This window comes from Neotabrizicola sp. VNH66 (assembly GCF_049445895.1).
In the GTDB taxonomy this organism is placed as follows: Bacteria; Pseudomonadota; Alphaproteobacteria; order Rhodobacterales; family Rhodobacteraceae; genus Pseudogemmobacter.
This window is the reverse complement of record NZ_JBMSDW010000004.1, coordinates 186,004-212,310: the sequence shown is the minus strand read 5'-3', so window position 1 is coordinate 212,310 and position 26,307 is coordinate 186,004. Positions and strand designations below refer to the sequence as shown.

Below are 26,307 nucleotides of genomic sequence, written 5' to 3'. Positions count from 1 at the left end.
GTATCGGGACGATCGTTAGGGGCATGACGGGGCCTTGCTGGCCGGGCTGGCTCACCCCTGACAGCTGCGACATATTCGACCCCTGTCACTTTCCGGCCCTGTTTGAGGCCGATAGGCGGCATCTGCGAAAGGAATGGCTGATGCATGACGCTGCGGCAACCGGTATAGCCCGCCCCAAATGGCTGCAGCAGGCAGCAGATGTGCTGTGAGACGGTAAGGCATATGAACGTCAAGAATTTCTATCTGGTCATGGCTGTTTTCGGCACCTTGGTACCTTGGTTGTTCTTCGGCGCATTTTTCGCGCAGCACGGGCCCGATATTCCGCTGTTTCTGCAGTCGCTTTTTGTGAACGGCGCGGCCGGAGGCTTCTCGGCGGATGTGCTGATCACGATCCTCATATTCTGGGTATGGTCATGGCGGGATGCGGCGGAACGCAATGTCAGCCGCTGGTGGCTGGTTCTTCCCGCAAGTTTCTTTGTCGGCCTCTCCCTCGCCCTGCCGCTTTATCTCTATCTGCGTGAACGGGGCTGAGGACCGGCGGAGAGTGATCTTTCGGGCGGCCGCAGCATCTTCCGTGCCGCAGTCGATATCCTGTTGCGGCGCCGTTGGCGCTCTGGTCCCGGCATTCTTGTGATGAGTGTCGTTCACGTCCCGAAGATCCCGCGCAGCACAGCCGCGCCCACCCGCCGCATCAGACAGGTCTGCAAGCACCCTTGACCCTTTGCGATGAGGCCGGGCGGTGCCCGATCCTTCGGGCAGGATGGGCGTACCACTACGAAACCCGCGCGCAGGATGGCGCGGGTTTTCAGAGCATCAGCAGCGCAATGGTGGCGCTTTTGCAGATAACCTGAGGTCTTGTGCGTCCAGCGCCTGTCACGTCGCGACGACACCCCCCGGAATGGTGTGGTCAGGCGCACCGGGCACACCGTTCCCCCACCCGGCTGCAAACCGCAAGAAACCGTCTCCCGGCGGGGTCCGCTTTGGAATGCGGGCGGCTTCCGCGAAAGCGAAATCCGCCGCAAACTCCACCCCAAGCTGACCTGTTCCACGGCTGCGCCGCGGCACCGTGACGGGACAGATTTTCACCGCATGAAACACTCTGCCCCCCGAGGCGGACCGAAGGATCGACAAATCATGACTCTCAGAGACACCACGGCGGCACCGATCAGCAGACGCGCGCTTCTGACGTTGGGCGGGTCGGCGCTGGCCGCCGGATGGCTGCTGCCCGCGAACCGGCTGCATGCGCAGGAGGACACCCGCCCAGAGGTGACGATCACCGATGAACTGGGGCGCGAGGTCACGCTGAAGACGCCCATTCAGGCGGTGTATCCGGATTTGTGGTATCAGACCGAAATCACCCGGGCCATCGGCGCGCTGGATACCATCGTGGCGATCGACCAATCCTCCAACCCCGACAAATCCGAACCCAACCGCGAATATTTCGCCAATCTTGCCGGGCTGCCGGATGCGGGCAATTACAATGAGCCGAACTGGGAAACCATCGTCAGCTCGGGCGCGGAGGTCTTTTTCGCGCGCCGCAACTCTCCCTGGCAGGATGCGGTCCAGAAGCTGGAACCCTTCGGAATCAAGGTGGTGGTGGCCAGCGCATGGGACCCCAAGGTCCTGCGGGCACAACTGCCGAACATCGGGCTGATCTTCGGCAAGGAAGAAGGCGCGGCCCGTCTGGCAGAGCTTTATGACGGGATCGAGGCGCTGCTGACCGAACGCCTGAAGGATGTGACCCCAAAGCGGGTCTATTTCGAAAATAACGCCGATTTCGTTACCTCGGTCCCCGGGTCGGGCTGGCACGACACTATCATTCTGGGTGGCGGCGAGAACATCTTTGCCGATGTCAGCATCAGCGACAGTGGCAGCGCCTCGGTCCATCAATATACCGTGGACCCGGTCGAGATCATCAGCCGCGATCCGGATGTCATCGTCCATATCGGCGTCGATGGTCAGGTTCCGGGCTATCAAAGCTGGGGACAGGAGGACGCCGAGGCGCAGGCGCTGCGGATCGCCGAGCGGCCGGGCTGGAACACCGTCAGGGCGGTGACGGACCGCCAGATCTACGTGGTCAACAACTTCTTCTATTCGGCTCTGGGCAAGCAATACGGCGCCCTTGCCTTGGCCACGTGGCTGCACCCCGAGAAGTTCGCCGATGTCGATCTGGACACCCTTTTCGCCCCTTGGGTCGAGCTGCAGGGCGTCAAGGCGCGTCCGGTCGCCGAATATATCCATCGCATCGGCTGAATGGCCGATCCCGAAACCTGAAAGTCCGACCCTATGGCGATTTCCACGCCCACAGACCCGATAGCCCAGACCCCGGCCGTGCCGGGGCGGGAACGCTATGCCTTTCAGAACGCGGCCATCCTTCTGGGGCTGGTCACGCTGGCGCTGGCTGCCATCCTGGGAATCCGCATCGGCACCTCCGGCGCCGATTTCCTGAATGTCATCGACGCCATCTGGGCGCGTCTGACCGGCAATCTGCCCACCGACCGGGCCGAATTGCAGCTTTACAATATCATCTGGGGCCTGCGTGTGCCCCGGGTGGCGCTGGCGATCCTTGGCGGTGCGGCGCTGGCCATTGCGGGCACGCTGTTTCAGGGGCTGCTGCGCAATCCGCTGGTCAGCCCCTATACCTTGGGCATCGCGCCCGCCGCGGCCTTTGGCGCGTCGATCGCCATCGTCCTGTTCGGGGGCAGCGCCTCAGGCTCTGCCCTGCCGCTGGTGATCGGCGCGCTGGCCTTCGCCTTCCTGAACACGGCGGTGGTCCTGACGCTGGCCGCCAGCCGCAACCTGAACGCCACGACGCTGATCCTTGTCGGCATCGCGCTGTCGCAGCTGTTCGGGGCGTTGACCGCCTGCATCCAGTATTTCGCCGAAGATGAGGTGCTGGCCGCCATCGTCCGCTGGACATGGGGTTCGGTGAACAACTCTGTCTGGTATCAGGTGCTGGTGCTGGCCGTCCTCTTGGCGCTGGTCTTTCCCTATATCCGCTACCGCAGCGGGGCGATCAACGCCATCGCCTTTGCCGGCGACGATCCCGCGAAAAGCCTTGGCGTCGCGGTGTCCCGTGTCCGGCTGGAGGCGATTGCCATCGCCGCCACGCTGACCGCCGTGACCATCGCCTTCACCGGGATCATCGGTTTCGTCGGGCTTGTCGCGCCGCATATCGCGCGGCTGGTCGTGGGGTCGAACCACCGTTTCCTGATCCCGTTTTCGGCTCTGACCGGCGCGCTTCTGCTTGTGGTGTCGGATGCGCTTGGCCGGTTGGTCATCGCGCCCGGGGTCATCCCCGTCGGCATCATCGACGCACTCGTCGGTGCGCCGATCTTCCTCTACCTCATCCTCACCCGTCAGAAGGCGATCGAATGACCCTCCGCATCTCCTCTCTCACCGCCGGATACGGCAAGAAGACCATCATCCATGACGCCAGCTTTCAGGTCGCCCCGGGCGAGGTCGTGGGGTTGCTCGGTTCAAACGGCGCCGGGAAATCTACCCTGATCAAGGCCATCGCCGGGATCAACCGGCACAGCGGCGGGTCGATCACATGGGAGGGCGGGGTGGACCTGCCCTCGCTGCCGCGGCGCGATCTGGCGCGGATCGTTGCCTATGTGCCGCAATCCATCGGGCTGTCCTTCGCGCTGGACATTCGCGAGGCCGTGCTTCTGGGCCGCACCCCCTATTTCGGCACCCATCCGCGCGATGAGGACTGGCAGCATGTGGATTCCGCGATGCGCCTTGTCGGGCTGGATCAGATGGGCGAGCGCGCCGTGACCGAGCTTTCGGGCGGACAGGGACAGCGCGTTCTGATTGCCCGGGCGCTGGCGCAGGATCCGAAGATTCTGCTGCTGGATGAGCCCACCAGCGCGCTGGACATCCGCTATCAGTGGCAGACACTGACGGTGCTGCGCCAGATCGCGCGCGAGCGGAACGTGGCGATCATCGTCTCGATTCACGATCTGAATCAGGCCGCGCGCTTCACTGACCGGGTCATCTTCCTGCACGGCGGCCGCGTTCTGGCCGCAGGGCGCCCGGCCGAGGTCTACGCGCCCGACTTGATCCGCACCGTCTATGACGTTGAGGTCGAACTGTCGGCTCATCGCGGCTTCGTCCAGGTGCATCCCCGCCATGAGGGGCCCGCCGAAGCCCCCACGCATCTGACACCCCGGCCGCCCGCAAGGGTTGCCATCGGGCAGTTCGCCTGAAATTCACAGAACCCGAGTATCCGACATGACTGAAAAATGGGGCAATCGCCGCAGTGAGCGGGGCGCAGGCTTCGTCCTTGGCCTGTTGCTGGGAGGCACGGGCCAGTCCCGCAAGCCGGGGACCCAGCCGAAGAACGACAATCTGATCGACATCTCGACCTATATCCAGCAGGCGCAGCAGGCCGAGGCGGGCAAGATCCACACGATCTTTCTGGCCGATGCCCTGACCGCCAGCGAGAAGGCGCCCAAACCGGGGCTGGAGCCGGTGACGCTGCTCAGCGCACTGGCGACGCAGACCTCGAAGATCGGGCTGGTCGCCTCGGTCTCGACCACGTTTACCGAGCCTTACAATCTGGCCCGGCAGATCCTGTCGCTGGATCACATTTCCAACGGGCGGGCGGGGTGGAACCTCGTCACCTCCTCGGCAGGAGAGCGGAACTTCGGAAAGGAACTTCCCGCCCATGACGAACGGTATGAGATCGCCGCAGAGTTTGCTGCCGTGGTCCGTGCGCTGTGGGAAAGCTGGGAGAGCGATGCCGTCTACTACGACAAGCAGGGCCGCCAGTTTGTCGCCGCGGAAAAGGTGCATCGCATCGACTGGCGCGGCAAACACTATGCCGTGCAGGGGCCGCTGAACCTGTCGCGCAGCCCGCAGGACCGCCCCATTCTGGCGCAGGCCGGGTCTTCTCCGGCGGGCACGGACCTTGGCGCCCGTGTTGCCGATCTGATCTTCACCACCGGCCTGACCGAGCTGGAACCCTCGATCAGAGTGCTGCGCGATTACAAGACGCGCGCCGAACGGTATGGGCGGAGGGCCGACCAGATCAAGGTGCTGCCCGGCGTGGCGCCGGTGATCGGTTCGACCGATGAAGAGGCGCACCGGCACTGGGAGAAGCTGATCGAGTCCATCGACTATGACGAAGGCCGTCAGTCGCTGGCCGGGCAGTTCGGCGGCATCGACTTTGAAGGGCTGGATCTGGACGCGCCGATCCCGCTGGACGACCTGCCCCAGACCGCGAATGTGCAGGGCCGGCAGTCGCGCTTTGGCGTGTTCCGCAAGCTGATCGAAAGCGGCAAGGTCTGCACCGTGCGCGATCTGGTGATTTACCATTCCAGCGGGGCGGGCCACTGGTTTCCCATCGGTTCGGTCGAGAACATCGCCGACCAGTTGCAGGACCGCTATGAGCGGGGCGGGGCAGACGGGTTCAACCTGCTGGCCTTCACGCTGAAATATGATCTCGGGCTGTCAGCGGTCACCGACTATCTGATCCCCGAGCTGCAGCGCCGGGGCATCTATCACCATGATTACGCCCATGACACGCTGCGCGGGAATCTGGGCCTGAACTGAAGCCGCCCGAACTGGCGCCCTGCCATCTGATGCGCCGCCCGTTCCCCCGGTGGGCCGGCAGGATGGCAGCTTTCTAAAGGGCGGAACAGCTTTGGAAAGACGGCAGCCGTGCCCTGCTGATCGCGCGGCGCGGCAGGGCGCGCCATGATGGAGAGGTTCACGGATCGTCCCGAAACGGATCGGACAGGCGGCTGCGATCTTGTCGTGGCCGTCCATCCGATGCGAAGGCGCATTCTTGACCATGGCAGTCCGCCAATCGGCGGGGGGAGGGTGCCTTTGGCTCAGTGCCGGGCCCAAAGGTCCTGACAGGCGCCAACGCGTTCCCGGGTGCCGTCACAGCGTAAGAGTTGCACGTCCGGCGTCACCCTGGGACCGGTCATGATCGACGGGCGGGCTCGGAGGATCAGGCCTGCGCCGCCGGATTCCCCGGTTGCAATGCCGGTTCCTGTCCCAGATAGCCGCGGACGGCCCTCAGGATCCGGGCTTCAAGGGTTGCCGGATCGCTGGGACCGAACAGGCCTGTCGCGTCGGCCATCCCGCGGGTCAGGGCGGCAAGGTCCCGGGCGGCCTCAAGTGGCTCCGGCACTGCGTGGCGGGTCAGGGCGCCCGCAAGAACACCCAGAATGCGCTGCTTCAACTTCAGGGTTTCCGCTTCCATCGGCAGGAAGGCTTCGGCATAGGCCAGACTGCGGACAAGACCGGGCCGGGCCTGCCAATGGCGGACAGCCGCCCTGATCATCGCGGGTAAAAATCGCGCCAGATCGGGCTGCGGGGGCGTATCGGCGGCTGTCAGCGCCGCCAGAAGCGCCTCACGCTGGTCGCGGATCAGCGCGGCCAGAATCGCGTCTCGGGACGGGAAGTATTGATAGAGGCTGCCGATGCTGACGCCTGCGCGCTCAGCCACGGCATTCGTCGTGAAACCGGCCAGCCCCTGTCGCTCCAGAATGTGAGCCGCGGCTTCGAAAATCGCCGCCACCGTCGCCTTTGAACGTGACTGGCGCGGCTGTTTCCTTGGGTCCAGGGGTGGGTTGTGGCGGGTCATCGAATGCGAGTTTCTGATGCGAGTGTTCGCTCACATTATGAAGCGATCCCTTTGCGAGCAACGAACATCATGACGGATAGCCTGCTTTTCCTTCGCGCCTGGATGGGCGCGCCGCTGCGTGTGGCCTCGGTCCTGCCCTCGGGGGCTGGCCTCGCCGATCTTATCACTGCGGACATTGACCACAGCACGGGCCCGGTGCTGGAGCTGGGGCCGGGGACCGGCGTATTCACCCGGCGGCTGCTGCAACGGGGCGTTGCCGAATCCGATCTGACCCTGATCGAGGCCGGGGCCGAATTCATCGACCTTCTGAAGCGCCGGTATCCGCATGCTGCCATCCATGTGATGGATGCCACCCGGCTGCACCGGCTGTTGCCCGGCTTGCAGGCCCGGCACGGTGCGGCGGTCAGCGGCCTGCCGCTGCTGTCGATGCCGCGCGCGCAGGTCTTCAGCATTCTGAGGGGCAGCTTTTTGTGGATGCGTCCCGGCGCGTCACTTTACCAGTTCACCTATGGGCTGCGCTGTCCGGTGCCGCAGTCCGTTCTGGCCCGGCTGGGACTGTGTGCCCGCCACAGAGGCCATACTTTCCGCAACGTCCCGCCGGCCTCGGTCTGGCAGATCAGCCGTGAGGGCAATCATGCGGCTTGAAGGACGGCGCGCGCTGATCACCGGTGGCACGTCAGGGATCGGCCTTGCACTGGCGCAGGTGCTGGCAGCACGGGGCGTGCGGGTCGTCGTGACCGGCCGCGATGCCGCGCGGGCCGAGGCGGTGGCTGCCACGCTGCCGGGGGCCGAGGCGATTGGCGTCGATCTGGCCCGGCCGGATGATCAGGACCGGCTTGTAGCCGAAGTCGGGCGACGCTGGCCCGATCTGGCGATACTGGTCAACAACGCCGGGGTTCAGGTGAACATGCCACCTGTAGGCCTTGGCGATTCAGGGCTGGCAGACGCGCTGCGCGACGAAGTGGCGCTGAACCTTGCCGCACCCGCAATCCTGACTCTGGGGCTGATGCCGGTCCTGGCGGGCCAGCCGGGGGCGGTCGTGGTCAATATCTCGTCGGGTCTGGCCATCGCGCCAAAGCGGACAGCCCCAGTCTATTGTGCCACCAAAGCCGGGCTGCGCAGTCTGACCCGCGGGCTGCGTCTGCGCTGTCAGGTGGCTGCCCCCGGCATCCGGCTGGTCGATGTGGTGATGGCCTATGTCGATACCCCGATGACGGCCGGTCGCCCGGGCCGCAAGCTGACCGCCGAAAGCGCGGCGGTGGCTGTTACGGCCGGACTTGAGCGGGACCTTGACGTGATTTGGATCGGCAAGACCCGCATCCTGAGCCTGCTGGACCGTCTGGCGCCACCCCTGGCCGCCCGCATCATGCGTGGCGGCTAAAGGCGGACCCGGTTGCCATCAGGCCCCTTGCCTGAAACGATGCTATTCGCGCGTGACGGCGATCCCGGGTCGATCATTCATCGGGACATCAATCCGGCTTCCCCGGTTTGCTCAGCCCGATCATGTGATGTCCGGAGAATGGCGAAGGCCTTTCTGAAGATCGGCCCTGATATGTGCGATCACATCAGCCGCAGCTTCCGCAGACCGTATCAGGCCGACGGCTTCTCCGACGAAAGGGGCGACAACCGAGGTGTCCGCCCTTGCGACAGCGGCCTGCCACAGCTTTTCCTGCACCGGCAGGTTCTGCCGCAGCCCGGCGTCATCGCTGTGCCAGCGTTCGACGAAAGGGCTGCGCAGAACCCGCCCGGAATAGCGCCCGGGCCAGTCGATCCGCCGGACCGTATCGACGACACGGGTGCGGATGGTGTCATCGCCGCCGTGGGCCAGCGTGGGGCCTACCAGCCGTGGGTCGACAAGCGCCTCCTGCGTTGCCCAGAACCGCGTGCCGATCACCGCTCCATCGGCCCCAAGCGCAAGCGCGGCGAGGACGCCCCTTGCATCAGCAATGCCTCCGGCCGCGCATAAAAGCGTGTCGCTGCCGCGCCGCGCGATTTCGTCCGCCACCTCGGGCACAAAGGCCATGGTGCCGCGGCTCTGCCCATGCCCACCCGCATCACCGCCCTGCGCTACGACGATATCGACGCCAAGATCCAGCGCGTGGCAGGCATCGCGAAAGGTCTGGACCTGACAGATGACCGGAACCCCGGCCGCGCGGGCCGGGGCAAGAAACGGCGCCGGATCGGCAAAGGACAGAAACAACGCCCGGGGTCTGTGCTTCAGCACCTGATCCAGCAGCTGGGGCCGGTCCTGAACCGCGAATGAGATCAGGCCGCAGCCGACCGGCGTATCACCCGCGATATCGAACTGCGCCTCAATCCAGGCAGCATCGCCATAGCCGCCACCGATCAGCCCCAACCCACCCGCCCGCGAGACCGCAGCCGCCAGCGCACCACCGGCGACAAAGGCCATGGGAGCCTGTATCACCGGCAGCGAGAGGCCGAAAACCTCTGTCAGCCGGGTTTTCATTGCCGCGCCCGGTAATCTTCGACCGGCAGGCCACCGACCCCCCAATCCTCCAGCGCCACCTCGTCGATGACGACGAATGTGGTGGCCGGGTTCTTGCCCAAAACCGTCTGGAGAAGGTCGGTCACTCCGGCGATCAGCTTTGCCTTGTCATCGGCAGAGGGGCCTTTGCCGTCCGGCCCGCCTTCGCGGGTGATCTTGATATTTACATAGGGCATGGCTCAGTCCTTCCGCGGCAGATATGTGAAAACCTTGGTGACGATGCGCCATTGACCATCATGCGGCACCAGGGTCAGGAAATCGAGGTAGTCGCGCCCCATCATGCTCATCCGCGCGGTGACGCGGGCGATGCGGTTGCTGCCGAAGGTGATCTCAAGGATCGCCTCATCCCTCGGGTCGCCCCGTTTTGCCGGTGGCTCGCGGGCGTCGACGCGGGTCATATAGGTGTCGAGGTCGAGATAAAGTTCATCGCCTTCGGTCGCGCAGACATAGGCGAGCCGCGGATGAAAGACCTTGCGCAGCATCGTGCTGTCGGCCTGATGCAGGCCTTCGAAATAGCTTTGTATCAGCGTGGTGATATCGCTGTGATCGGCGGGGGTCATTGGATCAACCCCTCCGCCGTCATCGCTTTTTGCGCCGAGGGCCGCGCCGCGACCCGCGCGACATGGGCGGCAAGGGCAGGCCAGCGCGCAAGATCAATACCGGTGAAATTCGCCCAGTTCACCACCGCAAAAAGATAGGCATCCGCGACAGTAAACCGCCCCGCCACCAGCCAGTCGCGGCCATCGGCAAGCAAGTCATCGGCCCGGTCAAACTTTGCCGCTACATTGATGCGGGCAGTCGCGCGATCTTCATCCGTGGCAGCAGCGCGGAACAGCGGGCCAAAGGCCTTGTGCAACTCGGACGCGATCCAGTTCAGCGCCTCGTGCAGGCGGGCGCGATCGAGTGTTCCGGCATCCGGTGCAAGGCCCGCACCCGGATGCCGATCGGCGATCCATTGCAGCACGGCGGCACCTTCGGTCAGGATCTGACCCCCGGCAAGTTCCAGCGCGGGCACATAGCCCTTGGGGTTGATGGCCCGGAAATCCGCCCCGGTCGCGGTGCGGCCGGTATCGGTATCGACGGCCTCGATCTGAAATGCCGCGCCGGTTTCATAAAGGGCAATATGGCTGGCCAGCGAACAGGCGCCGGGCTTGTAGTAGAGTTTCACTGTCTGGTCTCCTTCTGGCGGATGTCCTTTCGCTAGCCCGGATCCCGATCTGATGATAATATCAAGTTCTCATCCAGACGATCTGAATTTCCGATCATTATGAAGCACGACCAGCTCCTCGCCCTTGAGGCCATCGTCACCACCGGCACCTTTCGCGGCGCGGCAGAGCGGTTGAACAAGTCGCAAAGCGCGGTCAGCCACACGATCCGGCAGCTGGAGGATGCGCTGGAACTGACGCTGTTTTTCCGCGACAGTTACCGTCCGCGCCTGACTGCCGAGGGCCGGGTCTTCTACCGTGAGGCCAGCCGGGTGCTCGCCCAGATGCGCGACCTTGGTGCCACCGCCGCGCGGCTCCGCGCGCGAGAGGAGCCGGAACTGCGCCTTGCCGTTACCGCGACCCTGCCGCTGGACCATCTGCTGCCGGTGCTGGCGGCGATCGGACGGGATTTTCCGGCGACCCACCTGCGCCTCTCGACCGAGATGATGGGCGGCCCGATCGCCCGCCTGCTGCAGGGGCGCGCCGATCTGGCCATCGCAACCCTTGATGGCGTGCCGGTTGATGAGGTGGAGACGCGCCGCCTGACCGAGGTCACCATCCGCCCGGTGGCCTGCCGCGAGATGGCCGCGGAACTCGGGCCCGAGCTGTTGTCCGTGTCGCGGATGCAGACGATCCCGCAGATCGTTGTTGCCGGTACCAACGGGCCCGAGGACAGCCAGAGCCGGGATCTTCTGCCCGGCGGCCGGAAATGGACGGTGTCGGATTTCCACGCCAAACGGCAGGTCATTCTGGCCGGTCAGGGCTGGGGCGGGATGCCGGAACACCTCATCCACGATGATATTGCCTGCGGTGGCCTTGTGGCGCTTGCCGTCGAGGGGTTCCCGCCGCGCCGGTCCGAAATCTTCGCGATTCGCCGCAAGGATCAGGCACCCGGCCCGGTCGCGACGGCACTTTGGGGTGGGCTTTCCGAGGCGCTGAACCAAGGGTAAGATCTGCCAGACGCCACTTGCGTAGGGAAACTCCGGGGGGACGGGAAGGCGGTCCTTGAACTGACTGCCCGGATCACCAGCTCGGATGCCCCATGGCTGACCTCAGCCCGACCGGCACCGCGATGCGGGCATGGAAGCGACCGTCCTTCACCTTCAGATATCTGGTCTTTCCGGCCATCTTCGACCCCGTTCTGGTACCAAAAACGGCACGAAGCCCTTGAGTTCAGGGGGTTTCTTTCACATCAAAAGCTTATGGGATGATTGGGTGAGAGGCTGGACAACGACCCAAACGGATCTCGTTACGGCTGCTTCCTTCCGGACCTGACCGGGTTGGCAAGGCGTTCGCCCGCGCCAACCTCTCGCGGGTGGATATAGGGCGGGGCGGGGCGGGGCGCAAGGGATTTGCGGAGGACCCGTTGGGGGTCCGCGATGCGCGCGCAGCTCGGCCGCGTCCGGCGCTTGCCTGCGGCATTCCGTCTGTCAGGCTGGGTCAGCACGTCGAGGGAGGGGCCGGTTGGCCCGGCTTCCGGCGCCCCGAGTGGTATCCGACACCGGGCCCCGCGCAGGACGAAAGCCGGCACGCCCGTCCGCGGCGCCCTGATGCCGGGGTCAGAAAAGACCGGCCATCCGGGCACCTGCGATCAGGTCGGGTGCGACATGATGGGCCCAGCGACCGGTGGCGGCAATCACATCGGGGACCTGCACCACGGTGCAGCCCGCCCGGTGCGCGGCTTCGGCCCCGGTTTCGCTGTCTTCGAACACCAGACAGCGCGCGGCGGGTAGGCCCACCTTTTCGGCCGCCAGCAGATAGGGCGCAGGATCTGGTTTCGGCGCCGTCACATCGTGCAGCGTGATGACATGGTCGAACAACCCTTCCAGCCCGGCGATGCGCAGCTTGCGATGCGCGCCCGGTCGCCCGGTCGAGGTGACGATGGCACGGGGCAGGCCCTCCGTCGCGCGCAGCAGCTCTGTCACGCCGGGTTTCAGCGGCAGCCCGGCCTCGACCCCGGTCTCGAACCGGCTGCCCCAGTCGGCGCGGACGCCGCCAAGGTCGAGACCGGGAAAGGCCGCGCGGATCAGCGCACTGCTGGTGGGCTCATCCTTGCCGATCAGGCCATGCATGAAGCTTTCCTCAACGGTCAGCCCATGGGCGGCGAAGGCCGCGATCCCGGTGGCAAGGGCCAGCGTCTCGGTGTCGATCAGCGTGCCGTCGAGGTCGAAGAAAAGGGCGTCGAACATGGGCGGTTCCCGGCAGATGTCTGCCCCGGGGTTAGCCTATCCGAGATGCAGACGAAAGCGGTGAAAGCCCTCCGCCGTCACGCCCAGAAGCTCGGGCGCCAGATGTGCGACCTCTGCCAGATTGTCCGGCGCACCCGCCCCGCTGTCATAAAGCACCGATGTGCCGGGGACCGGCACGAACCGCCAGCCTCCGCCGTCATAGGGGCCGCAGTTGCCGGTGGCGGTGATATACCGGGCCAGAGCGTCGGTGCAGAGGGTGCGTTCGTCGAGAATGGTCCGGGCGCCGGGGATCGGTGCGGCGCCGGTTTGATAGCTGTTGGTGACAAGCACCACCGGCGTTTCAGGCGAAAGCGGACGGCCGCCGATGCGGACATCCCCGATCCGCCCGGCGCTGCGGTCTTCTGCGGGACGGGTCAGGTCGATGGCATAATCCATCCCGTTGAGGATTTCATAGCGCGACAGCGGTGTCGTGGGGTCGATCAGCGGCTGGTCCGGCAGGCCGGGCGTCAGCCGTGTCCAGATCGTACTGGACTTGCGCAGGATTTCCACCAGATCCGCGCCGCGCACCAGCTGTGCCACCAGAAGATTGGGAAAGGGGTAAAGATCAAAGACATGGCGCAGTGACAGCGGCCCCGGGGCGATGTCGGTATAGTTCAGCGGACCGCTGCGGCCGCCCATCCGGAAGGGCGTGACGGTGGCAACGACCGGCAGCGCCGCCTCGGACCGGCCGGCAAGCCGCAGCCGGGTGTGGGCCCGCAACGCTGCCCCGATCAGCCGGGTCGCCTGATTGTCGGCGGCGCCGGCGAAATAGCTGTGCAGCGGTCCGGCCGTGCTGCCCAGACGCCGCCGCATCCGCTCTTGCGCGGCGCGATGATCGGCGCTCAGCGCGGTCCGCAGCGGACCCGCGGCCTGCCGCAGCGCGCGGGGCGACAGGCCCGCCACCAGTTCCGAGGCACTGCGCGCCTCGGTCCGGCTCTCCTCAACCTGCCAGCCGGTGCCGTCATGGCGCAGCATGAGGTCGATCTGCCCCAGATGGGAGCCGGAATGGCCGGGCTGGACGATCGGCGCGGTGCCGGTGCCCCCCGGCAGGCGCAGCGGCGCAGGGGGGTGGACAAGGTGGCTGTGTCCGGCCACCACTGCATCAATGCCGGGGATCCGGGCGATCTCTTCCGCGGATTCACCCGTGGCGCCCTCTTCGGCGCCGCCGCAATCCGGCGTCAGGCCCGTATGGGCCAGGCAGATCACAACCTCGGCCCCGCGGCGGCGCAATTCGGGCACCCAAGCAGAGGCGGCCTCGGCCATCGGGCGCGCAACGACCCGACCGGCCAGATGGTGACGGTCCCAGACCAGAATCTGCGGCGGGGTCAGGCCCAAAATGCCGATGCGCACCGGATGCAGCGTGCCGTCCGGGTCCGGCAGCTGCCGTTCGATGATGGTGCAGGGGGAGAAGAGCAGGTCGTCGGCCAGCGGGTCCGGCCCCAAGGTCCGCGCGATATTGGCGGACAGGATCGCAAAGCGGGCATCGCGCAGCGCGCGGGTCAGGACCGGCAGGCCATAATTGAATTCGTGATTGCCAAGAGCCACAGCGTCATAGCCAAGCGTATTGAACGCAGCCACCGCCGGATGTGGGCGGCGGCGGCCGGTCTGTGCCGCCAGATCGGCCAGAACCGAACCCTGCAGGAAGTCCCCGTTGTCCAGAAGCAGGCTGCCGGGCACCCCGGCCCGCGCCTCGGCGATCAGGCTGGCGGTCTGGGCGAGGCCCAGACCGAACTGCGGCCGGTTCGTGCAATAATCGTAGGACAGCAGATGGGCATGAAGGTCGGTGGTGGCCAGCACACGCAGCAGAAGCGTCACATTCTGCAGACCGAGAGTGGTGTCCGTGCCCGGAGGAGCGCTGCCGTCCGATGGCGGCAGGGCATCGGGGTTTCCGAAATGGCGGCCCGACCCACCGGACTGAAGCGGCATTACATTCAACTTCCTGAGCCCGCATCGGACGGGCTGCACACGCTAAGACGGCAGATGAAACATAACTCGCTATAACATCTTCAGGTTGTCATGCACCTTGATCTGCCGCAAGCCACGCGGCGGGGCGCATAGGTTTACGTTGCGTCACTTGTGGCATTCCTGTCGCGGGTGACAGGGTGCTTCCTTTGCGCTGGCGGACATGCGATGCAGGGCGGGCGCAGGGGGATGATGGATATGAAGATTGCAGAGACGGTGACCTTTGGCGGAACGGGACGGGACCGGGCGCACGGGCTGCGGGCGGATGCCGCGGAATTGGGCCGGCTGCTGGAGACGGGGCGGGTTCTGCCTTTGTGGCGCGGGCGTGTGCTGGCGGGGGATGAAGGTCTGGGCTGGGTGGCCGCAGACAACCCCATTCTGACAGGCCGGGCCGAGCCGGTGTTTCTGGGCTATCTTGCGGAAAAGGCGGTCTTTGCCGCGGATATCTCACATTGGCAGCCAGAAGAGGGCATCCCCGACGAATCGCCGTTTCTGGCGGGAACGCAGCCGCATCCGCTGGCCGGGCCGGGGCTGAGTTTCATCGAATTGCGCCAGCAGATGGCAGCCCTATCCGCGGATGAGGCCGAGATCGCCGCCACCGCGCGTGCCCTTCTGGAATGGCACCGCAGCCACGCTTTCTGCCCTGCCTGCGGTGCACGCAGCCAGCCCGCAGGTGGCGGATGGCGGCGGGATTGCCCGTCCTGCCAGCGCCAGCATTTCCCCCGGACCGACCCGGTGGTCATCATGCTGGTGACTTCCGGCAACAGGGTGTTGCTGGGACGCAGCCCCGGCTGGCCCGAGGGGATGTATTCGCTTCTGGCCGGATTCATCGAACCGGGCGAGACGATGGAGGCCGCGGTGCGCCGTGAGGTGTTCGAGGAAACCGGCGTCCGCTGCGGCCCGGTGCGCTATCTGGCCAGCCAGCCGTGGCCTTTCCCGGCCTCGTTGATGCTGGGTTGTGCGGCCGAAGCCACAAGCGAGGCGATCACGCTGGACCCGGCCGAACTGGAAGATGCGCTCTGGGTTCCGCGCGAAGAGGTGGTGACGATCTTCGCGGGCGAGCATCCGCGCATCCGTCCGCCGCGCCGCGGCGCAATCGCGCAGTTCCTGCTCTCAAACTGGCTTGCCGACCGGCTGGATTGAAGCGACACTTCCGGTTGCAGGGGCAGGGTAAGAAGAACAGATGAAGCTGACCACGAAACAGGATATCGAGGCGCCGCTGGATTTTGTCTACGGCCAGCTGACGGATTTCGAACAGTTCGAACGGATGGCCATGCGCCGCGGCGCCGAGGTGGAACGCACGGACCGTCTGACGAAACCCGGCCCGGGGATGAGCTGGCGTCTGCGGTTTGCCTGGAAGGGCAAGCCGAGGAAGCTGCTGGTGCGGCTGGCCGATCTGGCGCCCGGCCAGATGATGGATTACGCCGTGGACAGCCCGGTTGCCGAGGGTGGCGCGAGGATCGAGCTGATGGCGCTGGCCCCGCGGCGCACCCGGATGACCGTGGCGACCGAGGTCCGCCCCAAGACGCTGGGCGCGCGCATTTTCATCCAGTCGATGAAACTGGCCAAGGGCCGTGTCACGCGCAAGCTGGACGGCGCCGCCGCAAAGCTGGCCGCCCTGATCGAGGAGCGCTGGCGCAGCGCGCAGCGCTGAGCGTTCAGCGCACCGTCCGGTCGGCCGGATAGACGCCCAGCAGGTTCAGTTCGGTCGTGAAGAAGCGCAGTTCTTCCAGCGCGCGGGCCACGGGTGCGTCGTCTGGGTGGCCTTCAATGTCCGAATAGAACTCGGTCGCGGTGAAGCTGCCGCCGACCATGTAGCTTTCCAGCTTGGTCATGTTCACCCCGTTGGTCGCAAAGCCGCCAAGCGCCTTGTAGAGGGCGGCCGGAATGTTGCGGACGCGGAAGGTGAAGGTGGTGATCATCTTCTCCGCCCGGCGCGCGTGGTCGGGTGTGCGGCTCATCACCAGAAAGCGGGTGGTGTTGTTCTGGTTGTCCTCGATATGCGCGGCCAGCACGTCCAGCCCGTAGATCGTGGCGGCCATCTCGCTGGCCAATGCGGCGCGGGAAGGGTCGTTCGCCTCGGCCGCCTCGCGCGCGGCGCGGGCATTGTCGCTGCTGACCACGCCGCGGATGCCATGCGCCTTCAGGTATGAGGCACATTGCGGCAGGATGACCACATGGCCATGCGCCTCGCGCACATCCTCGACCCGGGTGCCGCGGATGCCCAGAAGGTTGACATGGACCCGCACGAAGGCCTCGTCGACGATATGCAGACCGGCACGGGGCAGCAGGGAATGCACGTCCGCCACCCGGCCGTAGGTGGAGTTTTCCACCGCCAGCATGCCCAGGTCCACCTCGCCCGAGCGGGTCATTTCGACCACATCCTCGAAGGTCTGGCAGGGCACCGGGGTAAAGTCCGGACGGGCCTGCGCGCAGGCCTGATGGGAATAGGCGCCCAGCTCTCCCTGAAATGCGATGGTTCCGGCCATGACTTCCTCCGGTCAAACTTGCGTTTAAGGCCCCCGCGGGGCGATTGGTCGCGCTCCTACACCTTGCGCGGGGCGGGGTGAAGCGGGTAGATACCGGCGGAAAGGCGACCAAGGGAAGCGCGCGACATGTTCGACACGATGACGATGACCAAGGCGGTGGGTGCAGTTTGCGGGGCGCTTCTGGTGTTCCTGCTGGGCAACTGGGCGGCGTCGGCTCTTTACACCACCTCGACCGCCGGCCATGGCGCGGGCGAGGAACATGCGCAGGCCTATACGATCGACACCGGCGCAGCGGCAGGCGGCACCGAAGAGGCCGCGCCGGAAGTGGACTTCGCCACGCTGATGGCTTCGGCCGATGCAGCGGCGGGCGAAAAGGTCTTTGGCAAGTGCAAGGCCTGCCACAAGCTGGACGGCAATGATGCCACCGGCCCGCATCTGAACGGCATCGTCGGCCGCGGGATCGCCTCGGTCGCGGGCTTTGCCTATTCGACCTCGATGGCGGAACATGCGGGCAAGCCGTGGTCGCCGGAAGAGCTGAACCATTTCCTGACTTCGCCCAAGGCCTATGCCGCCAACACCAAGATGTCCTTCGCGGGCCTGCCCAAGGCCGAGGACCGGGTGAACCTGATCGCTTATCTGGAAACCCAGAAGTAAGCCGGATTGCATTGCGCATACCGGGGCCGTGCCGAAAGGCGCGGCCCTTTTCACATTCCGTGCGGGCTTCGGTCACGCAATCGCGCCTTTCCCTTCGACACGCGCCGCAATAGGGTTCACCATCGCCACGGGAACGGACACGGAGGACGGGATGCGGGCATCGGCACGGGCACAGGTCAGGACGGCAGCAGCGGGACAGGACTGGCGTCCCTGGCTGGCCGGCACCGTGATCGGGATGGCCGCCGCCCTGAGCCTTGCCCTGCCGTCCCGCGCGCAGGAGGCCGCCACCGAAACCACGGCGGGGACCGCGCAGGGAACAATCGTTTCGCACGGCATCTCGATCTTCGGCGATCTGGTTCTGCCTGCTGATTTCGCGCATCTGCCCTATGTGAACCCCGACGCCCCCAAGGGGGGCGAGATCAGCTTCGGCACCTTCGGGGGGTTCGATTCGATGAACCCCTATTCGGTCAAGGGCCGTGCGGCGGTCGGCTCTTCAACCCAGCTGGAATCGATCCTGACCGGCACGGCGGACGAAATCGGCGCGTCTTACTGCTTCATGTGCACCACGATGGAATATCCCGAGGACCGGTCCTGGGTGATCTTCACGCTGCGTGACGACGTGAAATTCTCCGACGGCACGCCGCTGACGGTCGAGGATGTGCTGTTCTCTTATGAAACCTTCCTGAACAAGGGTCTGTCCGACTTCCGCACCGTTCTGGCCGAACAGGTGCAAGGGGCCGAGATCATCGGGCCGAACCAGATCAAATACACCTTCAAGCCCGGTGTCCCGACCCGTGACCTGCCTGCTACCGTGGGCGGGCTGCCGGTGTTTTCCAAGGCGCATTACGAGGCCAAGAAGCTTGACCTTGAGGAATCCTCGCTGGTGCCGCTTCTGGGGTCGGGCGCCTATGTGCCTGATGTCATCGACGTGGGCCGGACCGTCACCTACAAGCGCAACCCCGATTACTGGGCGCAGAACCTGCCTTTCGGCATCGGGATGAACAATTTCGATACCATCCGGTATGAATATTTCGCCGAGCCGAACGCCGCTTTCGAAGGGTTCAAGGCAGGCGTCTATACCTTCCGGGTGGAGAATTCGTCCAAGCAATGGGCCGAGGGCTACAATATCCCCGCGGTCCGGGACAAGATCATCCGGAAGGAGGCGCTGCCTTCCGGCGCAAAGGCCACCGGGCAGAGCTTCGTCTTCAACCTGCGGCGTGAAAGCTGGCAGGACCCGCGGGTGCGCGAAGCCATCGGCATGATGTTCAATTTCGAATGGTCGAACCAGACTCTGTTCTTCGGCCTTTACAAGCGGGCGAATTCCTTCTGGGAAAATTCGTGGCTGGCTGCCGAAGGCCCGCCCTCGCCCGAAGAGGTGGCGATCCTCCAGCCTCTGGTGGATGAGGGGTTGCTGGATGTCGCGATCCTGACCGATCCGCCGGTGACGGCGCCGCTGTCCTCGACCGACCGGCAGCTGGACCGGCGCGCATTGCGCGCGGCTTCGGCCCTGCTGGATGAGGCGGGCTGGATCGCGGGCGACGACGGCATGCGCCGCAATGCCGCCGGCCAGACGCTGAAGCTGGAAATCCTTGAAGACAACCCGACGTTCGAGCGGGTGATCGTGCCCTTCGTCGAAAACCTTCGCGCGCTTGGCATCGACGCCAGCCTGAACGTCATCGACAGCGCGCAATACGAAGTGCGGGTTCGTAACCCGGCCTATGATTTCGACATGATCGGGTCGTTCACCCAGACCGACTATTATTCCGGGGCCGAGCTGAAACAGTTCTACGGCTCTGCCACGGCCGATATTTCCGTGTTCAATGCGGCGGGGCTGAAAAGCCCGGCGGTGGACCGGATGATCGACATTGTCATGGCAACGAAGACCAAGGACGAGCTGACGGTGGCCACCAAGGCCATGGACCGTGTCCTGCGTGCGCAGAAGTTCCGCATCCCGCAATGGTTCAACCCGGACAACTGGGTGGCCTATTACGACATGTATGAACACCCCGACCCCCTGCCGCCCTATGCGCTTGGGCAGACCACGCTCTGGTGGTTCAATGCCGACAAGGCCGCCGCGCTGAAGGCCAAGGGCGCGCTCAAGTAATCTGAAACCACGGGCGGCATCTTGGGCGCTTATATCCTCCGACGGCTTCTTCTGGTCATCCCGACATTGTTCGGGATGATGCTGATCAACTTTGCGCTGACCAATGTGGTGCCCGGTGGCCCGCTGGAACAGATCGAGGCGCGGCTGGAGGGGGATGGCGATGCCATTGCCCAGCTGGGCGGCAGCGGCGGCGACAGCAATCAGGGCCAGGGCAGCGGCTCCGACTCGGGCTATGTCGGCGCGCGCGGTCTGCCGCCCGAACGCCGCGCCCAGCTGGAGGTGGAATTCGGCTTTGCCCGCATCGCCTGCGATCCGGGGTATACCGGCACGCCGGACCTGAAATCCGCGGAATGCCGCAAGGAGATGATCCCGTTCTGGGAACGCTTTGGCATCATGATGTGGAACTATGCCACCTTCGACTTCGGCGAAAGCTACTTCCGCCGCATCTCGGTCGTGGACCTGATCCTTGAGAAGATGCCGGTCTCCATCACGCTGGGCCTCTGGTCCACGCTGATCGCCTATATCATCTCCATCCCCTTGGGCATCCGCAAGGCGGTGCGCGATGGCAGCCGGTTCGACACCTGGTCCAGCGGCATCATCATCGCGGCCTATGCGATCCCGGGGTTCCTGTTCGCCATCCTTCTGATGGTGCTGTTCGCGGGCGGCAGCTATTGGCAGATATTCCCGTTGCGCGGCCTGACCTCGCCCAATTGGGACAGCCTCAGCCTTTGGGGCAAGATCACGGATTACCTCTGGCACATCACCCTGCCGGTGACGGCGCAGCTGATTTCCGCCTTTGCCACCCTGACGCTGCTGACGAAGAACAGCTTTCTGGACGAAATCCGCAAGCAATATGTCATGACCGCCCGCGCCAAGGGCTTGTCTGAACGGCAGGTCCTGTACGGCCATGTCTTCCGCAATGCGATGCTGATCGTGATCGCCGGCTTCCCGGGCCTGTTCCTGAGCGTGTTCTTCGGGTCCTCGCTGATCATCGAGATGATCTTTTCGCTGGACGGGCTGGGGCAGCTTGGGTTCAAGGCCGCGGTGGAGCGGGATTATGCAGTGATCTTCGGTACGCTTTACGCCTTCGGCCTGATCGGGCTGGTGGTCGGCATCCTGTCAGACCTGATGTATGTGCTGGTCGATCCGCGGATCGACTTCTCGCGGCGGGAGACCTGAGATGGCGCTCTCCTCGCTGAACCAGCGCCGCTGGCGCAACTTCCGGGCCAACAAGCGCGCCTCCTGGTCGCTGGTGCTGTTCTGCATCCTTTACGGCCTTACGCTGTTTGCCGAGGTGCTGGCGAACGACCGGCCGCTTCTGGTGAAATATCAGGACAGCTACTACACGCCCTTCCTGAAATTCTACTCGGAACGCACCTTCGGCGGCGATCTCGGGACCGAGGCGAACTATCGCACGCCCGAGGTGGAATGCCTGATCGTCGCAGGCGGATCGCTGGATTGCTGGGACGATCCCGCGGGCATCATGGCCGAAGCGCAGGAGAAAGGCACCGCCAAAGGAGAGCCGGTCCAGACCGGCTGGATCCTCTGGCCCGTCGTGCCCTACAGCTACAACACCATCGTCGAGACGCCGACCCCGGCGCCCGCGCCGATCAGCGCGCAAAACTGGCTGGGCACCGACGAGGCATCGCGCGATGTGCTGGCGCGGGTGATCTATGGTTTCCGGCTGTCCGTCACCTTCGCGCTGATCGTCACCGCGCTGACCACGGTCATCGGCATCGCGGCAGGGGCGGTGCAGGGCTATATGGGCGGCAAGACCGACCTTCTGTTCCAGCGGTTCATCGAAATCTGGCAATCGGTGCCGTCGCTTTATGTCATCATCATTCTGGCGGCGGTCTGGGCAAGGGGCTTCTGGTTCCTTGTCTTCCTGACCGTACTCTTCGGCTGGACCGCGCTGGTGGGGGTGGTCCGGGCCGAATTCCTGCGGGCGCGCAACTTTGAATATGTCCGCGCGGCCAAGGCTTTGGGTGTCAGCGACGTGCAGATCATGTTCCGCCATATGCTGCCCAATGCCATGGTGGCCACGCTGACCATGCTGCCCTTCGTCATCACCGGCGCCATCTCGGGCCTTGCAGCGCTGGATTATCTGGGCTTCGGCCTGCCGTCCTCGCTGCCGTCGCTGGGGCAGCTGACGCGGCAGGCGCAGAACAATCTGCATGCGCCGCATCTGGCCTTTGTGTCCTTCTTCACCTTCGCCATCATGCTGACGCTGCTGATCTTTATCTTCGAAGGTGTCCGCGATGCCTTTGACCCGCGGAAGACCTTTCGATGAGCCTGCTGGATGTCCGCAACCTGACCGTCTCCTTCGCACAGGACGGCTGCAGCGTGCAGGCCGTGAGGGGCGTGTCCTTCTCGGTCGCCAAGGGTGAGACTGTGGCGCTGGTCGGCGAAAGCGGATCGGGCAAGTCGGTGACGGCTTTGTCCACCGTGCGGCTCTTGTCCGACAATGCCACGGTGGGCGGACAGGTGCTGTGGCAGGGGCAGGACATTGCTGCCCTGCCCGAGCGGGAGCTGCGCCGCCTGCGCGGGGACGACATCAGCTTCATCTTTCAGGAGCCGATGACCAGCCTGAACCCGCTGCATACGATCGAACGGCAGATCACCGAAAGCCTTGAGCTGCATCAGGGCCTGACCGGGGCCGCCGCACGGGCGCGGGTGCTGGACCTTCTCCAGAAGGTCGGTATCCGGGAGGCGGAAAGCCGTCTGTCCGCCTATCCGCATCAGCTTTCGGGCGGGCAGCGGCAGCGGATCATGATTGCCATGGCGCTGGCCAACGGGCCGGAACTGCTGGTCGCGGATGAGTCGACGACCGCGCTGGACGTGACCATTCAGGCGCAGATCCTGGACCTTCTGGCTGATCTGAAACGGCGCGAGAACCTGTCCCTCTTGTTCATCACCCATGACCTGAACATCGTGCGGCGGATCGCCGACCGTGTCTGTGTCATGCAGGGAGGCGAGATCGTCGAGCAGGGGCCCGCCGCAGACCTTTTTGCAAACCCGCAGCATCCCTATACGCAGAAGCTGCTGGCGGCCGAGCCGAAGGGCAGCCCCGATCCGGTGCCGCCGGATGCGCCGGAAATCCTGCGCACCGAAAGCCTGCGGGTCTGGTTCCCGATCCAGCGCGGCCTGCTGCGCCGCACCGTGGGCCATGTGAAGGCGGTGAACGAGGCCAGCCTGACGGTCCGTGCGGGGGAAACGCTGGGCATCGTGGGCGAAAGCGGATCGGGCAAGACCACGCTGGCGCTGGCCATCCTACGGCTGATCGGGTCCGAGGGGCGCATCCTGTTCATGGGGCGCGACATCACCCGGCTGCAAAAGCCATGGGACGGGGCCGATGCCCGCCCGGAGGCCACCAGCGCGGATGGTGCGGCTCTGTGGACCGCGCTGGAACAGGCCGCTGGCCACGGCGCCGCCAACCGCCTGCGTGCCCTGCGCCAGCACATGCAGATCGTGTTTCAGGATCCGTTTGGCAGCCTGTCGCCGCGGATGACGGCAGAGCAGATCATTGCCGAGGGGCTGGGCGTGCACGGTCTTGAACCCGGCCGCGACCGCAAGGGCATGGTCGCCGATATCATGACAGAGGTCGGTCTGGACCCCGCCATGATGAGCCGCTACCCGCATGAATTCTCGGGCGGGCAGCGGCAGCGGATCGCCATTGCCCGCGCCATGATCCTGCGGCCAAAGCTCGTGGTGCTGGACGAACCCACCAGCGCGCTGGACATGACGGTGCAGGTTCAGATTGTTGAGCTTTTGCGGCGTCTGCAGCGGCAATGGGGGCTGGCCTATGTGTTCATCAGTCACGATCTGCGGGTGGTGCGGGCCATGTCCCACAAGGTGATGGTCATGCGTGCCGGCGATGTGGTGGAGGCGGGCACCACAGAACAGGTCTTTGCCTTCCCCGCTTCGGATTATACCCGCGATCTGATGAAGGCGGCCTTCCTGCCGGCACCCGGCGCATGAAGATCCTGTTCGTTCACCAGAATTTTCCGGGGCAGTTCCCGCATCTGGCGCCGGAACTGGTGCGGCGCGGCCATGACGTGCGGGCGCTGACCGATGCGGCGAACAATCGTAGCCTGTCGCTTCCGGTCTGGCGCTACAAATACGAGGCGCCGCAGGTAGACCCCGCCGCCACCCGTCTGGGCCGCAACTTTACCACCATGTCAGACCGCGGCGTGATCGTCGCCCGCGCCTGCCAGCAGCTGCGCAACCGCGAGGGATATGTCCCCGATGTGATCGTGGGTCATTCCGGCTGGGGTGAGACGCTGTTTCTGAAAGAGGTCTGGCCCGAGGCAAAGCTGCTGGTCTATGCCGAATTCTATTATCGTGGCACCGGCGCCGATGTCGGCTTTGATCCGGAGTTTTCGGCCCGCGGGCTGGATACGGCCATGATCGCGCAGGGCCGCGCCGCGCATCTGGGGCAGGCTTTGGCCCATGCGGACCGCGGGCTGTCGCCCACGCAATGGCAGGCCTCGACCTATCCGGCGCCGCTGCGGGCGATGATCGACGTCATCTTCGACGGTGTGGATACCGAACTGCTGGCCCCCGATCCGGCGGCCCGTGTTACTCTGCCCGACGGCCGGGTCCTGCGTCCGGGGGATGAGGTTCTGACTTTCGTGAACCGCAATCTGGAGCCCTATCGCGGTTACCACATCTTCATGCGCGCACTGCCCGAAGTGCTGGCGGCGCGGCCGGAGTGTCAGGTGGTGATCGTCGGCGGGGACGAGGTCAGCTATGGCGCCAAACCGCCCGGCGGCAGAACCTGGAAAGACGTCTTTCTGGATGAGGTGCGCGACCGGCTGGACCTGAGCCGGGTGCATTTCATGGGCAAGGTGCCCTATCCGGTCTTCCGCCAGATCCTGCAGGTCAGCCGGGTGCATGCCTATCTGACCTATCCTTTCGTGCTGTCCTGGTCGGTGTTCGAGGCGATGGCGGCGGGGGCGCTGGTGGTGGGAAGCCGCACCGCCCCGGTGGAAGAGGTGATCCGCCACGGCGAGACCGGGCTTCTGGTCGATTTCTTCGATGTGGCGGGATGGTCGGATATCCTGACCCGGACACTGGCCGATCCCGCACGTCATGATGCGCTGCGCCACGCGGCGCGCGCGCATGTGAAGGCGCATTACGACCTGCGCAATGTCTGCCTGCCGCGGCAGGTGGCGCTGGTCGAGGGGATGTTGCCACAGGGCTAGATCGCGGCGGAATGCTGCGCCTTGGTCTGGTCATAGGCGTCGAAGGTGCGGGCGATCATGCGGGTCAGCGGCCGCGCGGCGGGCGGAATGGTCAGCACGCCGCCCTTCAGCTCGACCATGCCTTCGAACCGCCGGGCGGCATCGGACAGCATCCGGTCCACCGTCAGGAAATCGGCCCCGAAGTCGCGCAGCAGCGCGGCCCGGTCCACGCGGAAATCGCACATCACCGCCTCGATGATGCGGGCGCGGAGCAGGTCTTCGCCCTGAAAGGCATGGCCCTTTGCGGTCGAGAACCGGCCCTCGCGGATGGCGGCAGTATGGGCCGCGGTGGCAGGCGCATTCTGCGCATAGCCCTGCGGAAAGCGCGAGATGGACGACGCACCCAGCCCGATCAGCGCGGGCGCGGTGTCATCGGTATAGCCCTGAAAATTCCGCCGCAGCCGCCCCGCCTTCTGCGCCACCGCCAGCCCGTCCGGGGGCAGGGCGAAATGGTCGATGCCGATTTCATCATAGCCGTCGGTCACGAACAGATCGCGCGCCGTCTCGAACAGGCGCAGCCGTTCCTGCGGGGTGGGGATGGCGTCCGAGGGGATCATCTGCTGCCGCCTGCTCATCCACGGGACATGGGCATAGCCGTAAAGCGCAACCCGGTCGGGGGAGAGGGACAGGAGCTTCTGCACCGAATCCGCAATACGGGCCGGGGTCTGGAACGGCAGCCCGTAAAGGATATCCATGTTCAGGCTGGCCACGCCGCGGGCACGGATCGCTTCGGCCACCTCGCGGGTCAGCTCATAGCTCTGGTCGCGGCCGATGACCTTCTGGATCTCCGCGTCGAAATCCTGCACCCCGATGGAGGCACGGTTCATTCCCGCCTCGGCCAGCGCATCCAGCCGCGCGCCGTCCACCTCGTTCGGGTCGATCTCGACCGAGAATTCGCCGCCCTCGGCCATAGGGACCACATCAAAGATGGCCCGGGCCAGCGCATGGATCGCATCGGCCGGCAGCATCGTGGGTGTGCCGCCGCCCCAGTGCAGGCGCGACAGCCGCACCCCGCGCGGCAGGTGGCGGGCCAGAAGCGCGATTTCCTGATGCAGGGTGCGGACATAGGCCAGCACCGGATCGTCCGAGGTGGTGCCCTGCGTCCGGCAGGCACAGAACCAGCACAGCCGCCTGCAGAACGGCACATGCAGGTAAAGCGAAATCTCCGCCCCGTCGGGGATGGCGCCGATCCAGCGGGTGAAATCCGCCTCCCCGACCGTGGCCGAGAAATGCGGTGCCGTCGGATACGAAGTGTATCGCGGCACCTTTGCGTCAAATAGCCCAAGCCGGGTGAGTTGCGTATCCTGCATCATGG

General features: G+C 65.3%; 25 protein-coding genes and 1 other RNA gene. 16 read left to right on the top strand and 10 right to left on the bottom strand.

Annotated elements, in window-relative coordinates:
• The first annotated feature begins 222 nt into the window (after nt 1-222).
• The 5 genes from ACO2Q5_RS07915 to ACO2Q5_RS07895 all read left to right on the top strand — a co-directional run bounded on the left by ACO2Q5_RS07915 (nt 223) and on the right by ACO2Q5_RS07895 (nt 5,559).
• A complete protein-coding gene (locus ACO2Q5_RS07915; protein WP_423289672.1) occupies nt 223-531 on the top strand; it encodes a DUF2834 domain-containing protein in 309 nt (102 codons plus the stop codon).
• Nucleotides 532-1,134: 603 nt separating this feature from the next.
• Nucleotides 1,135-2,253, top strand: coding sequence for an ABC transporter substrate-binding protein (locus tag ACO2Q5_RS07910; RefSeq protein WP_423289670.1), 1,119 nt, complete (start codon nt 1,135-1,137; stop codon nt 2,251-2,253).
• A gap of 33 nt (nt 2,254-2,286) precedes the next feature.
• Nucleotides 2,287-3,378, top strand: a complete 1,092-nt coding sequence (locus ACO2Q5_RS07905; RefSeq protein WP_423289668.1) for a FecCD family ABC transporter permease — start codon at nt 2,287-2,289, stop codon at nt 3,376-3,378.
• Complete coding sequence (locus ACO2Q5_RS07900) at nt 3,375-4,211, top strand: ABC transporter ATP-binding protein (RefSeq protein ID WP_423289666.1); 837 nt, start codon at nt 3,375-3,377, stop codon at nt 4,209-4,211. The genes ACO2Q5_RS07905 and ACO2Q5_RS07900 overlap by 4 nt, the downstream gene beginning before the upstream one ends.
• A 25-nt stretch (nt 4,212-4,236) precedes the next feature.
• A complete protein-coding gene (locus ACO2Q5_RS07895; RefSeq protein WP_423289664.1) occupies nt 4,237-5,559 on the top strand; it encodes an NtaA/DmoA family FMN-dependent monooxygenase in 1,323 nt (440 codons plus the stop codon).
• Nucleotides 5,560-5,962: 403 nt separating this feature from the next.
• Here the strand turns inward: ACO2Q5_RS07895 and ACO2Q5_RS07890 are convergent, their stop codons facing one another.
• Nucleotides 5,963-6,601, bottom strand: a complete 639-nt coding sequence (locus ACO2Q5_RS07890; protein ID WP_423289662.1) for a TetR/AcrR family transcriptional regulator — start codon at nt 6,599-6,601, stop codon at nt 5,963-5,965.
• Nucleotides 6,602-6,670: 69 nt separating this feature from the next.
• On the opposite strand from ACO2Q5_RS07890, the gene ACO2Q5_RS07885 reads away from it, so the two are divergent.
• Nucleotides 6,671-7,246, top strand: a complete 576-nt coding sequence (locus ACO2Q5_RS07885; protein WP_423289660.1) for a class I SAM-dependent methyltransferase — start codon at nt 6,671-6,673, stop codon at nt 7,244-7,246.
• Nucleotides 7,236-7,982, top strand: a complete 747-nt coding sequence (locus ACO2Q5_RS07880) for an SDR family NAD(P)-dependent oxidoreductase (protein ID WP_423289658.1) — start codon at nt 7,236-7,238, stop codon at nt 7,980-7,982. Before ACO2Q5_RS07885 ends, ACO2Q5_RS07880 begins: the two co-directional genes overlap by 11 nt.
• A 120-nt stretch (nt 7,983-8,102) precedes the next feature.
• On the opposite strand, the gene ACO2Q5_RS07875 is transcribed toward ACO2Q5_RS07880, so the two are convergent.
• From ACO2Q5_RS07875 to gstA, 4 genes are read right to left on the bottom strand one after another with little or no spacing between them, the layout of a single operon-like run.
• Nucleotides 8,103-9,068: an NAD(P)H-dependent flavin oxidoreductase gene (locus tag ACO2Q5_RS07875; protein WP_423289656.1), complete on the bottom strand. Its 966-nt coding sequence runs from the start codon at nt 9,066-9,068 to the stop codon at nt 8,103-8,105.
• Nucleotides 9,065-9,283: a tautomerase family protein gene (locus ACO2Q5_RS07870; RefSeq protein WP_423289654.1), complete on the bottom strand. Its 219-nt coding sequence runs from the start codon at nt 9,281-9,283 to the stop codon at nt 9,065-9,067. Before ACO2Q5_RS07870 ends, ACO2Q5_RS07875 begins: the two co-directional genes overlap by 4 nt.
• 3 nt (nt 9,284-9,286) lie before the next feature.
• The gene (locus tag ACO2Q5_RS07865) at nt 9,287-9,667 is read right to left on the bottom strand and encodes a nuclear transport factor 2 family protein (RefSeq protein WP_423289652.1); all 381 of its coding nucleotides are present in this window, start codon (nt 9,665-9,667) and stop codon (nt 9,287-9,289) included.
• Nucleotides 9,664-10,275 (bottom strand): glutathione transferase GstA, encoded by a 612-nt coding sequence (gene gstA, locus ACO2Q5_RS07860; RefSeq protein WP_423289650.1) that lies wholly within the window; start codon nt 10,273-10,275, stop codon nt 9,664-9,666. The genes ACO2Q5_RS07865 and gstA overlap by 4 nt, the downstream gene beginning before the upstream one ends.
• 99 nt (nt 10,276-10,374) lie before the next feature.
• On the opposite strand from gstA, the gene ACO2Q5_RS07855 reads away from it, so the two are divergent.
• On the top strand, nt 10,375-11,262 hold the full coding sequence (locus ACO2Q5_RS07855) for a LysR family transcriptional regulator (RefSeq protein WP_423289648.1): 888 nt from the start codon (nt 10,375-10,377) through the stop codon (nt 11,260-11,262).
• A 264-nt stretch (nt 11,263-11,526) separates the two neighbouring features.
• On the opposite strand, the gene ffs is transcribed toward ACO2Q5_RS07855, so the two are convergent.
• From ffs to ACO2Q5_RS07840, 3 genes are all read right to left on the bottom strand, one after another.
• An RNA gene (gene ffs / locus ACO2Q5_RS07850) (signal recognition particle sRNA small type) lies at nt 11,527-11,623 on the bottom strand.
• A 248-nt stretch (nt 11,624-11,871) separates the two neighbouring features.
• The gene (locus tag ACO2Q5_RS07845; protein ID WP_423289646.1) at nt 11,872-12,501 is read right to left on the bottom strand and encodes an HAD family hydrolase; all 630 of its coding nucleotides are present in this window, start codon (nt 12,499-12,501) and stop codon (nt 11,872-11,874) included.
• 36 nt (nt 12,502-12,537) lie between these two features.
• On the bottom strand, nt 12,538-14,466 hold the full coding sequence (locus ACO2Q5_RS07840; RefSeq protein WP_423289644.1) for a metallophosphoesterase: 1,929 nt from the start codon (nt 14,464-14,466) through the stop codon (nt 12,538-12,540).
• Nucleotides 14,467-14,700: 234 nt separating this feature from the next.
• On the opposite strand from ACO2Q5_RS07840, the gene nudC reads away from it, so the two are divergent.
• A complete protein-coding gene (nudC, locus tag ACO2Q5_RS07835; RefSeq protein ID WP_423289642.1) occupies nt 14,701-15,645 on the top strand; it encodes an NAD(+) diphosphatase in 945 nt (314 codons plus the stop codon).
• A gap of 40 nt (nt 15,646-15,685) precedes the next feature.
• Nucleotides 15,686-16,156, top strand: coding sequence for an SRPBCC family protein (locus ACO2Q5_RS07830; RefSeq protein ID WP_423289640.1), 471 nt, complete (start codon nt 15,686-15,688; stop codon nt 16,154-16,156).
• A gap of 4 nt (nt 16,157-16,160) precedes the next feature.
• Here the strand turns inward: ACO2Q5_RS07830 and ACO2Q5_RS07825 are convergent, their stop codons facing one another.
• Nucleotides 16,161-16,991, bottom strand: coding sequence for a prephenate dehydratase (locus tag ACO2Q5_RS07825; protein WP_423289638.1), 831 nt, complete (start codon nt 16,989-16,991; stop codon nt 16,161-16,163).
• Between the two features lie 126 nt (nt 16,992-17,117).
• Here ACO2Q5_RS07825 and ACO2Q5_RS07820 point away from each other — a divergent pair, with 126 nt between their 5' ends.
• The 6 genes from ACO2Q5_RS07820 to ACO2Q5_RS07795 all read left to right on the top strand — a co-directional run bounded on the left by ACO2Q5_RS07820 (nt 17,118) and on the right by ACO2Q5_RS07795 (nt 24,953).
• On the top strand, nt 17,118-17,645 hold the full coding sequence (locus tag ACO2Q5_RS07820; protein WP_423289636.1) for a c-type cytochrome: 528 nt from the start codon (nt 17,118-17,120) through the stop codon (nt 17,643-17,645).
• 151 nt (nt 17,646-17,796) lie between these two features.
• Entirely contained in the window at nt 17,797-19,749 is a 1,953-nt protein-coding gene (locus ACO2Q5_RS07815) for an extracellular solute-binding protein (protein WP_423289634.1), read from the top strand.
• A 21-nt stretch (nt 19,750-19,770) separates the two neighbouring features.
• A complete protein-coding gene (locus ACO2Q5_RS07810) occupies nt 19,771-20,928 on the top strand; it encodes a microcin C ABC transporter permease YejB (protein WP_423289632.1) in 1,158 nt (385 codons plus the stop codon).
• Nucleotide 20,929: 1 nt separating this feature from the next.
• Complete coding sequence (locus tag ACO2Q5_RS07805) at nt 20,930-22,039, top strand: ABC transporter permease (RefSeq protein ID WP_423289630.1); 1,110 nt, start codon at nt 20,930-20,932, stop codon at nt 22,037-22,039.
• Nucleotides 22,036-23,727, top strand: coding sequence for an ABC transporter ATP-binding protein (locus tag ACO2Q5_RS07800; RefSeq protein WP_423289628.1), 1,692 nt, complete (start codon nt 22,036-22,038; stop codon nt 23,725-23,727). The genes ACO2Q5_RS07805 and ACO2Q5_RS07800 overlap by 4 nt, the downstream gene beginning before the upstream one ends.
• On the top strand, nt 23,724-24,953 hold the full coding sequence (locus ACO2Q5_RS07795; RefSeq protein WP_423289626.1) for a glycosyltransferase family 4 protein: 1,230 nt from the start codon (nt 23,724-23,726) through the stop codon (nt 24,951-24,953). Before ACO2Q5_RS07800 ends, ACO2Q5_RS07795 begins: the two co-directional genes overlap by 4 nt.
• Here ACO2Q5_RS07795 and hemN read toward each other — a convergent pair.
• Nucleotides 24,950-26,305 carry an oxygen-independent coproporphyrinogen III oxidase gene (gene hemN / locus ACO2Q5_RS07790; RefSeq protein WP_423289624.1) on the bottom strand — a complete coding sequence of 452 codons (1,356 nt, stop codon included), beginning with the start codon at nt 26,303-26,305 and terminating at the stop codon, nt 24,950-24,952. The genes ACO2Q5_RS07795 and hemN overlap by 4 nt on opposite strands.
• Nucleotides 26,306-26,307 lie beyond the last annotated feature (2 nt).

What these genes read in the sequence shown, in the direction of transcription:
- ACO2Q5_RS07915 (WP_423289672.1), top strand. Translation starts at nt 223, where the DNA reads ATGAACGTCAAGAATTTCTATCTGGTCATGGCTGTTTTCGGCACCTTG.
- ACO2Q5_RS07910 (WP_423289670.1), top strand. Translation starts at nt 1,135, where the DNA reads ATGACTCTCAGAGACACCACGGCGGCACCGATCAGCAGACGCGCGCTT.
- ACO2Q5_RS07905 (WP_423289668.1), top strand. Translation starts at nt 2,287, where the DNA reads ATGGCGATTTCCACGCCCACAGACCCGATAGCCCAGACCCCGGCCGTG.
- ACO2Q5_RS07900 (WP_423289666.1), top strand. Translation starts at nt 3,375, where the DNA reads ATGACCCTCCGCATCTCCTCTCTCACCGCCGGATACGGCAAGAAGACC.
- ACO2Q5_RS07895 (WP_423289664.1), top strand. Translation starts at nt 4,237, where the DNA reads ATGACTGAAAAATGGGGCAATCGCCGCAGTGAGCGGGGCGCAGGCTTC.
- ACO2Q5_RS07890 (WP_423289662.1), bottom strand. Translation starts at nt 6,601, where the DNA reads ATGACCCGCCACAACCCACCCCTGGACCCAAGGAAACAGCCGCGCCAG.
- ACO2Q5_RS07885 (WP_423289660.1), top strand. Translation starts at nt 6,671, where the DNA reads ATGACGGATAGCCTGCTTTTCCTTCGCGCCTGGATGGGCGCGCCGCTG.
- ACO2Q5_RS07880 (WP_423289658.1), top strand. Translation starts at nt 7,236, where the DNA reads ATGCGGCTTGAAGGACGGCGCGCGCTGATCACCGGTGGCACGTCAGGG.
- ACO2Q5_RS07875 (WP_423289656.1), bottom strand. Translation starts at nt 9,068, where the DNA reads ATGAAAACCCGGCTGACAGAGGTTTTCGGCCTCTCGCTGCCGGTGATA.
- ACO2Q5_RS07870 (WP_423289654.1), bottom strand. Translation starts at nt 9,283, where the DNA reads ATGCCCTATGTAAATATCAAGATCACCCGCGAAGGCGGGCCGGACGGC.
- ACO2Q5_RS07865 (WP_423289652.1), bottom strand. Translation starts at nt 9,667, where the DNA reads ATGACCCCCGCCGATCACAGCGATATCACCACGCTGATACAAAGCTAT.
- ACO2Q5_RS07855 (WP_423289648.1), top strand. Translation starts at nt 10,375, where the DNA reads ATGAAGCACGACCAGCTCCTCGCCCTTGAGGCCATCGTCACCACCGGC.
- ACO2Q5_RS07845 (WP_423289646.1), bottom strand. Translation starts at nt 12,501, where the DNA reads ATGTTCGACGCCCTTTTCTTCGACCTCGACGGCACGCTGATCGACACC.
- ACO2Q5_RS07840 (WP_423289644.1), bottom strand. Translation starts at nt 14,466, where the DNA reads ATGCCGCTTCAGTCCGGTGGGTCGGGCCGCCATTTCGGAAACCCCGAT.
- nudC (WP_423289642.1), top strand. Translation starts at nt 14,701, where the DNA reads ATGAAGATTGCAGAGACGGTGACCTTTGGCGGAACGGGACGGGACCGG.
- ACO2Q5_RS07830 (WP_423289640.1), top strand. Translation starts at nt 15,686, where the DNA reads ATGAAGCTGACCACGAAACAGGATATCGAGGCGCCGCTGGATTTTGTC.
- ACO2Q5_RS07825 (WP_423289638.1), bottom strand. Translation starts at nt 16,991, where the DNA reads ATGGCCGGAACCATCGCATTTCAGGGAGAGCTGGGCGCCTATTCCCAT.
- ACO2Q5_RS07820 (WP_423289636.1), top strand. Translation starts at nt 17,118, where the DNA reads ATGTTCGACACGATGACGATGACCAAGGCGGTGGGTGCAGTTTGCGGG.
- ACO2Q5_RS07815 (WP_423289634.1), top strand. Translation starts at nt 17,797, where the DNA reads ATGCGGGCATCGGCACGGGCACAGGTCAGGACGGCAGCAGCGGGACAG.
- ACO2Q5_RS07805 (WP_423289630.1), top strand. Translation starts at nt 20,930, where the DNA reads ATGGCGCTCTCCTCGCTGAACCAGCGCCGCTGGCGCAACTTCCGGGCC.
- ACO2Q5_RS07800 (WP_423289628.1), top strand. Translation starts at nt 22,036, where the DNA reads ATGAGCCTGCTGGATGTCCGCAACCTGACCGTCTCCTTCGCACAGGAC.
- ACO2Q5_RS07795 (WP_423289626.1), top strand. Translation starts at nt 23,724, where the DNA reads ATGAAGATCCTGTTCGTTCACCAGAATTTTCCGGGGCAGTTCCCGCAT.
- hemN (WP_423289624.1), bottom strand. Translation starts at nt 26,305, where the DNA reads ATGATGCAGGATACGCAACTCACCCGGCTTGGGCTATTTGACGCAAAG.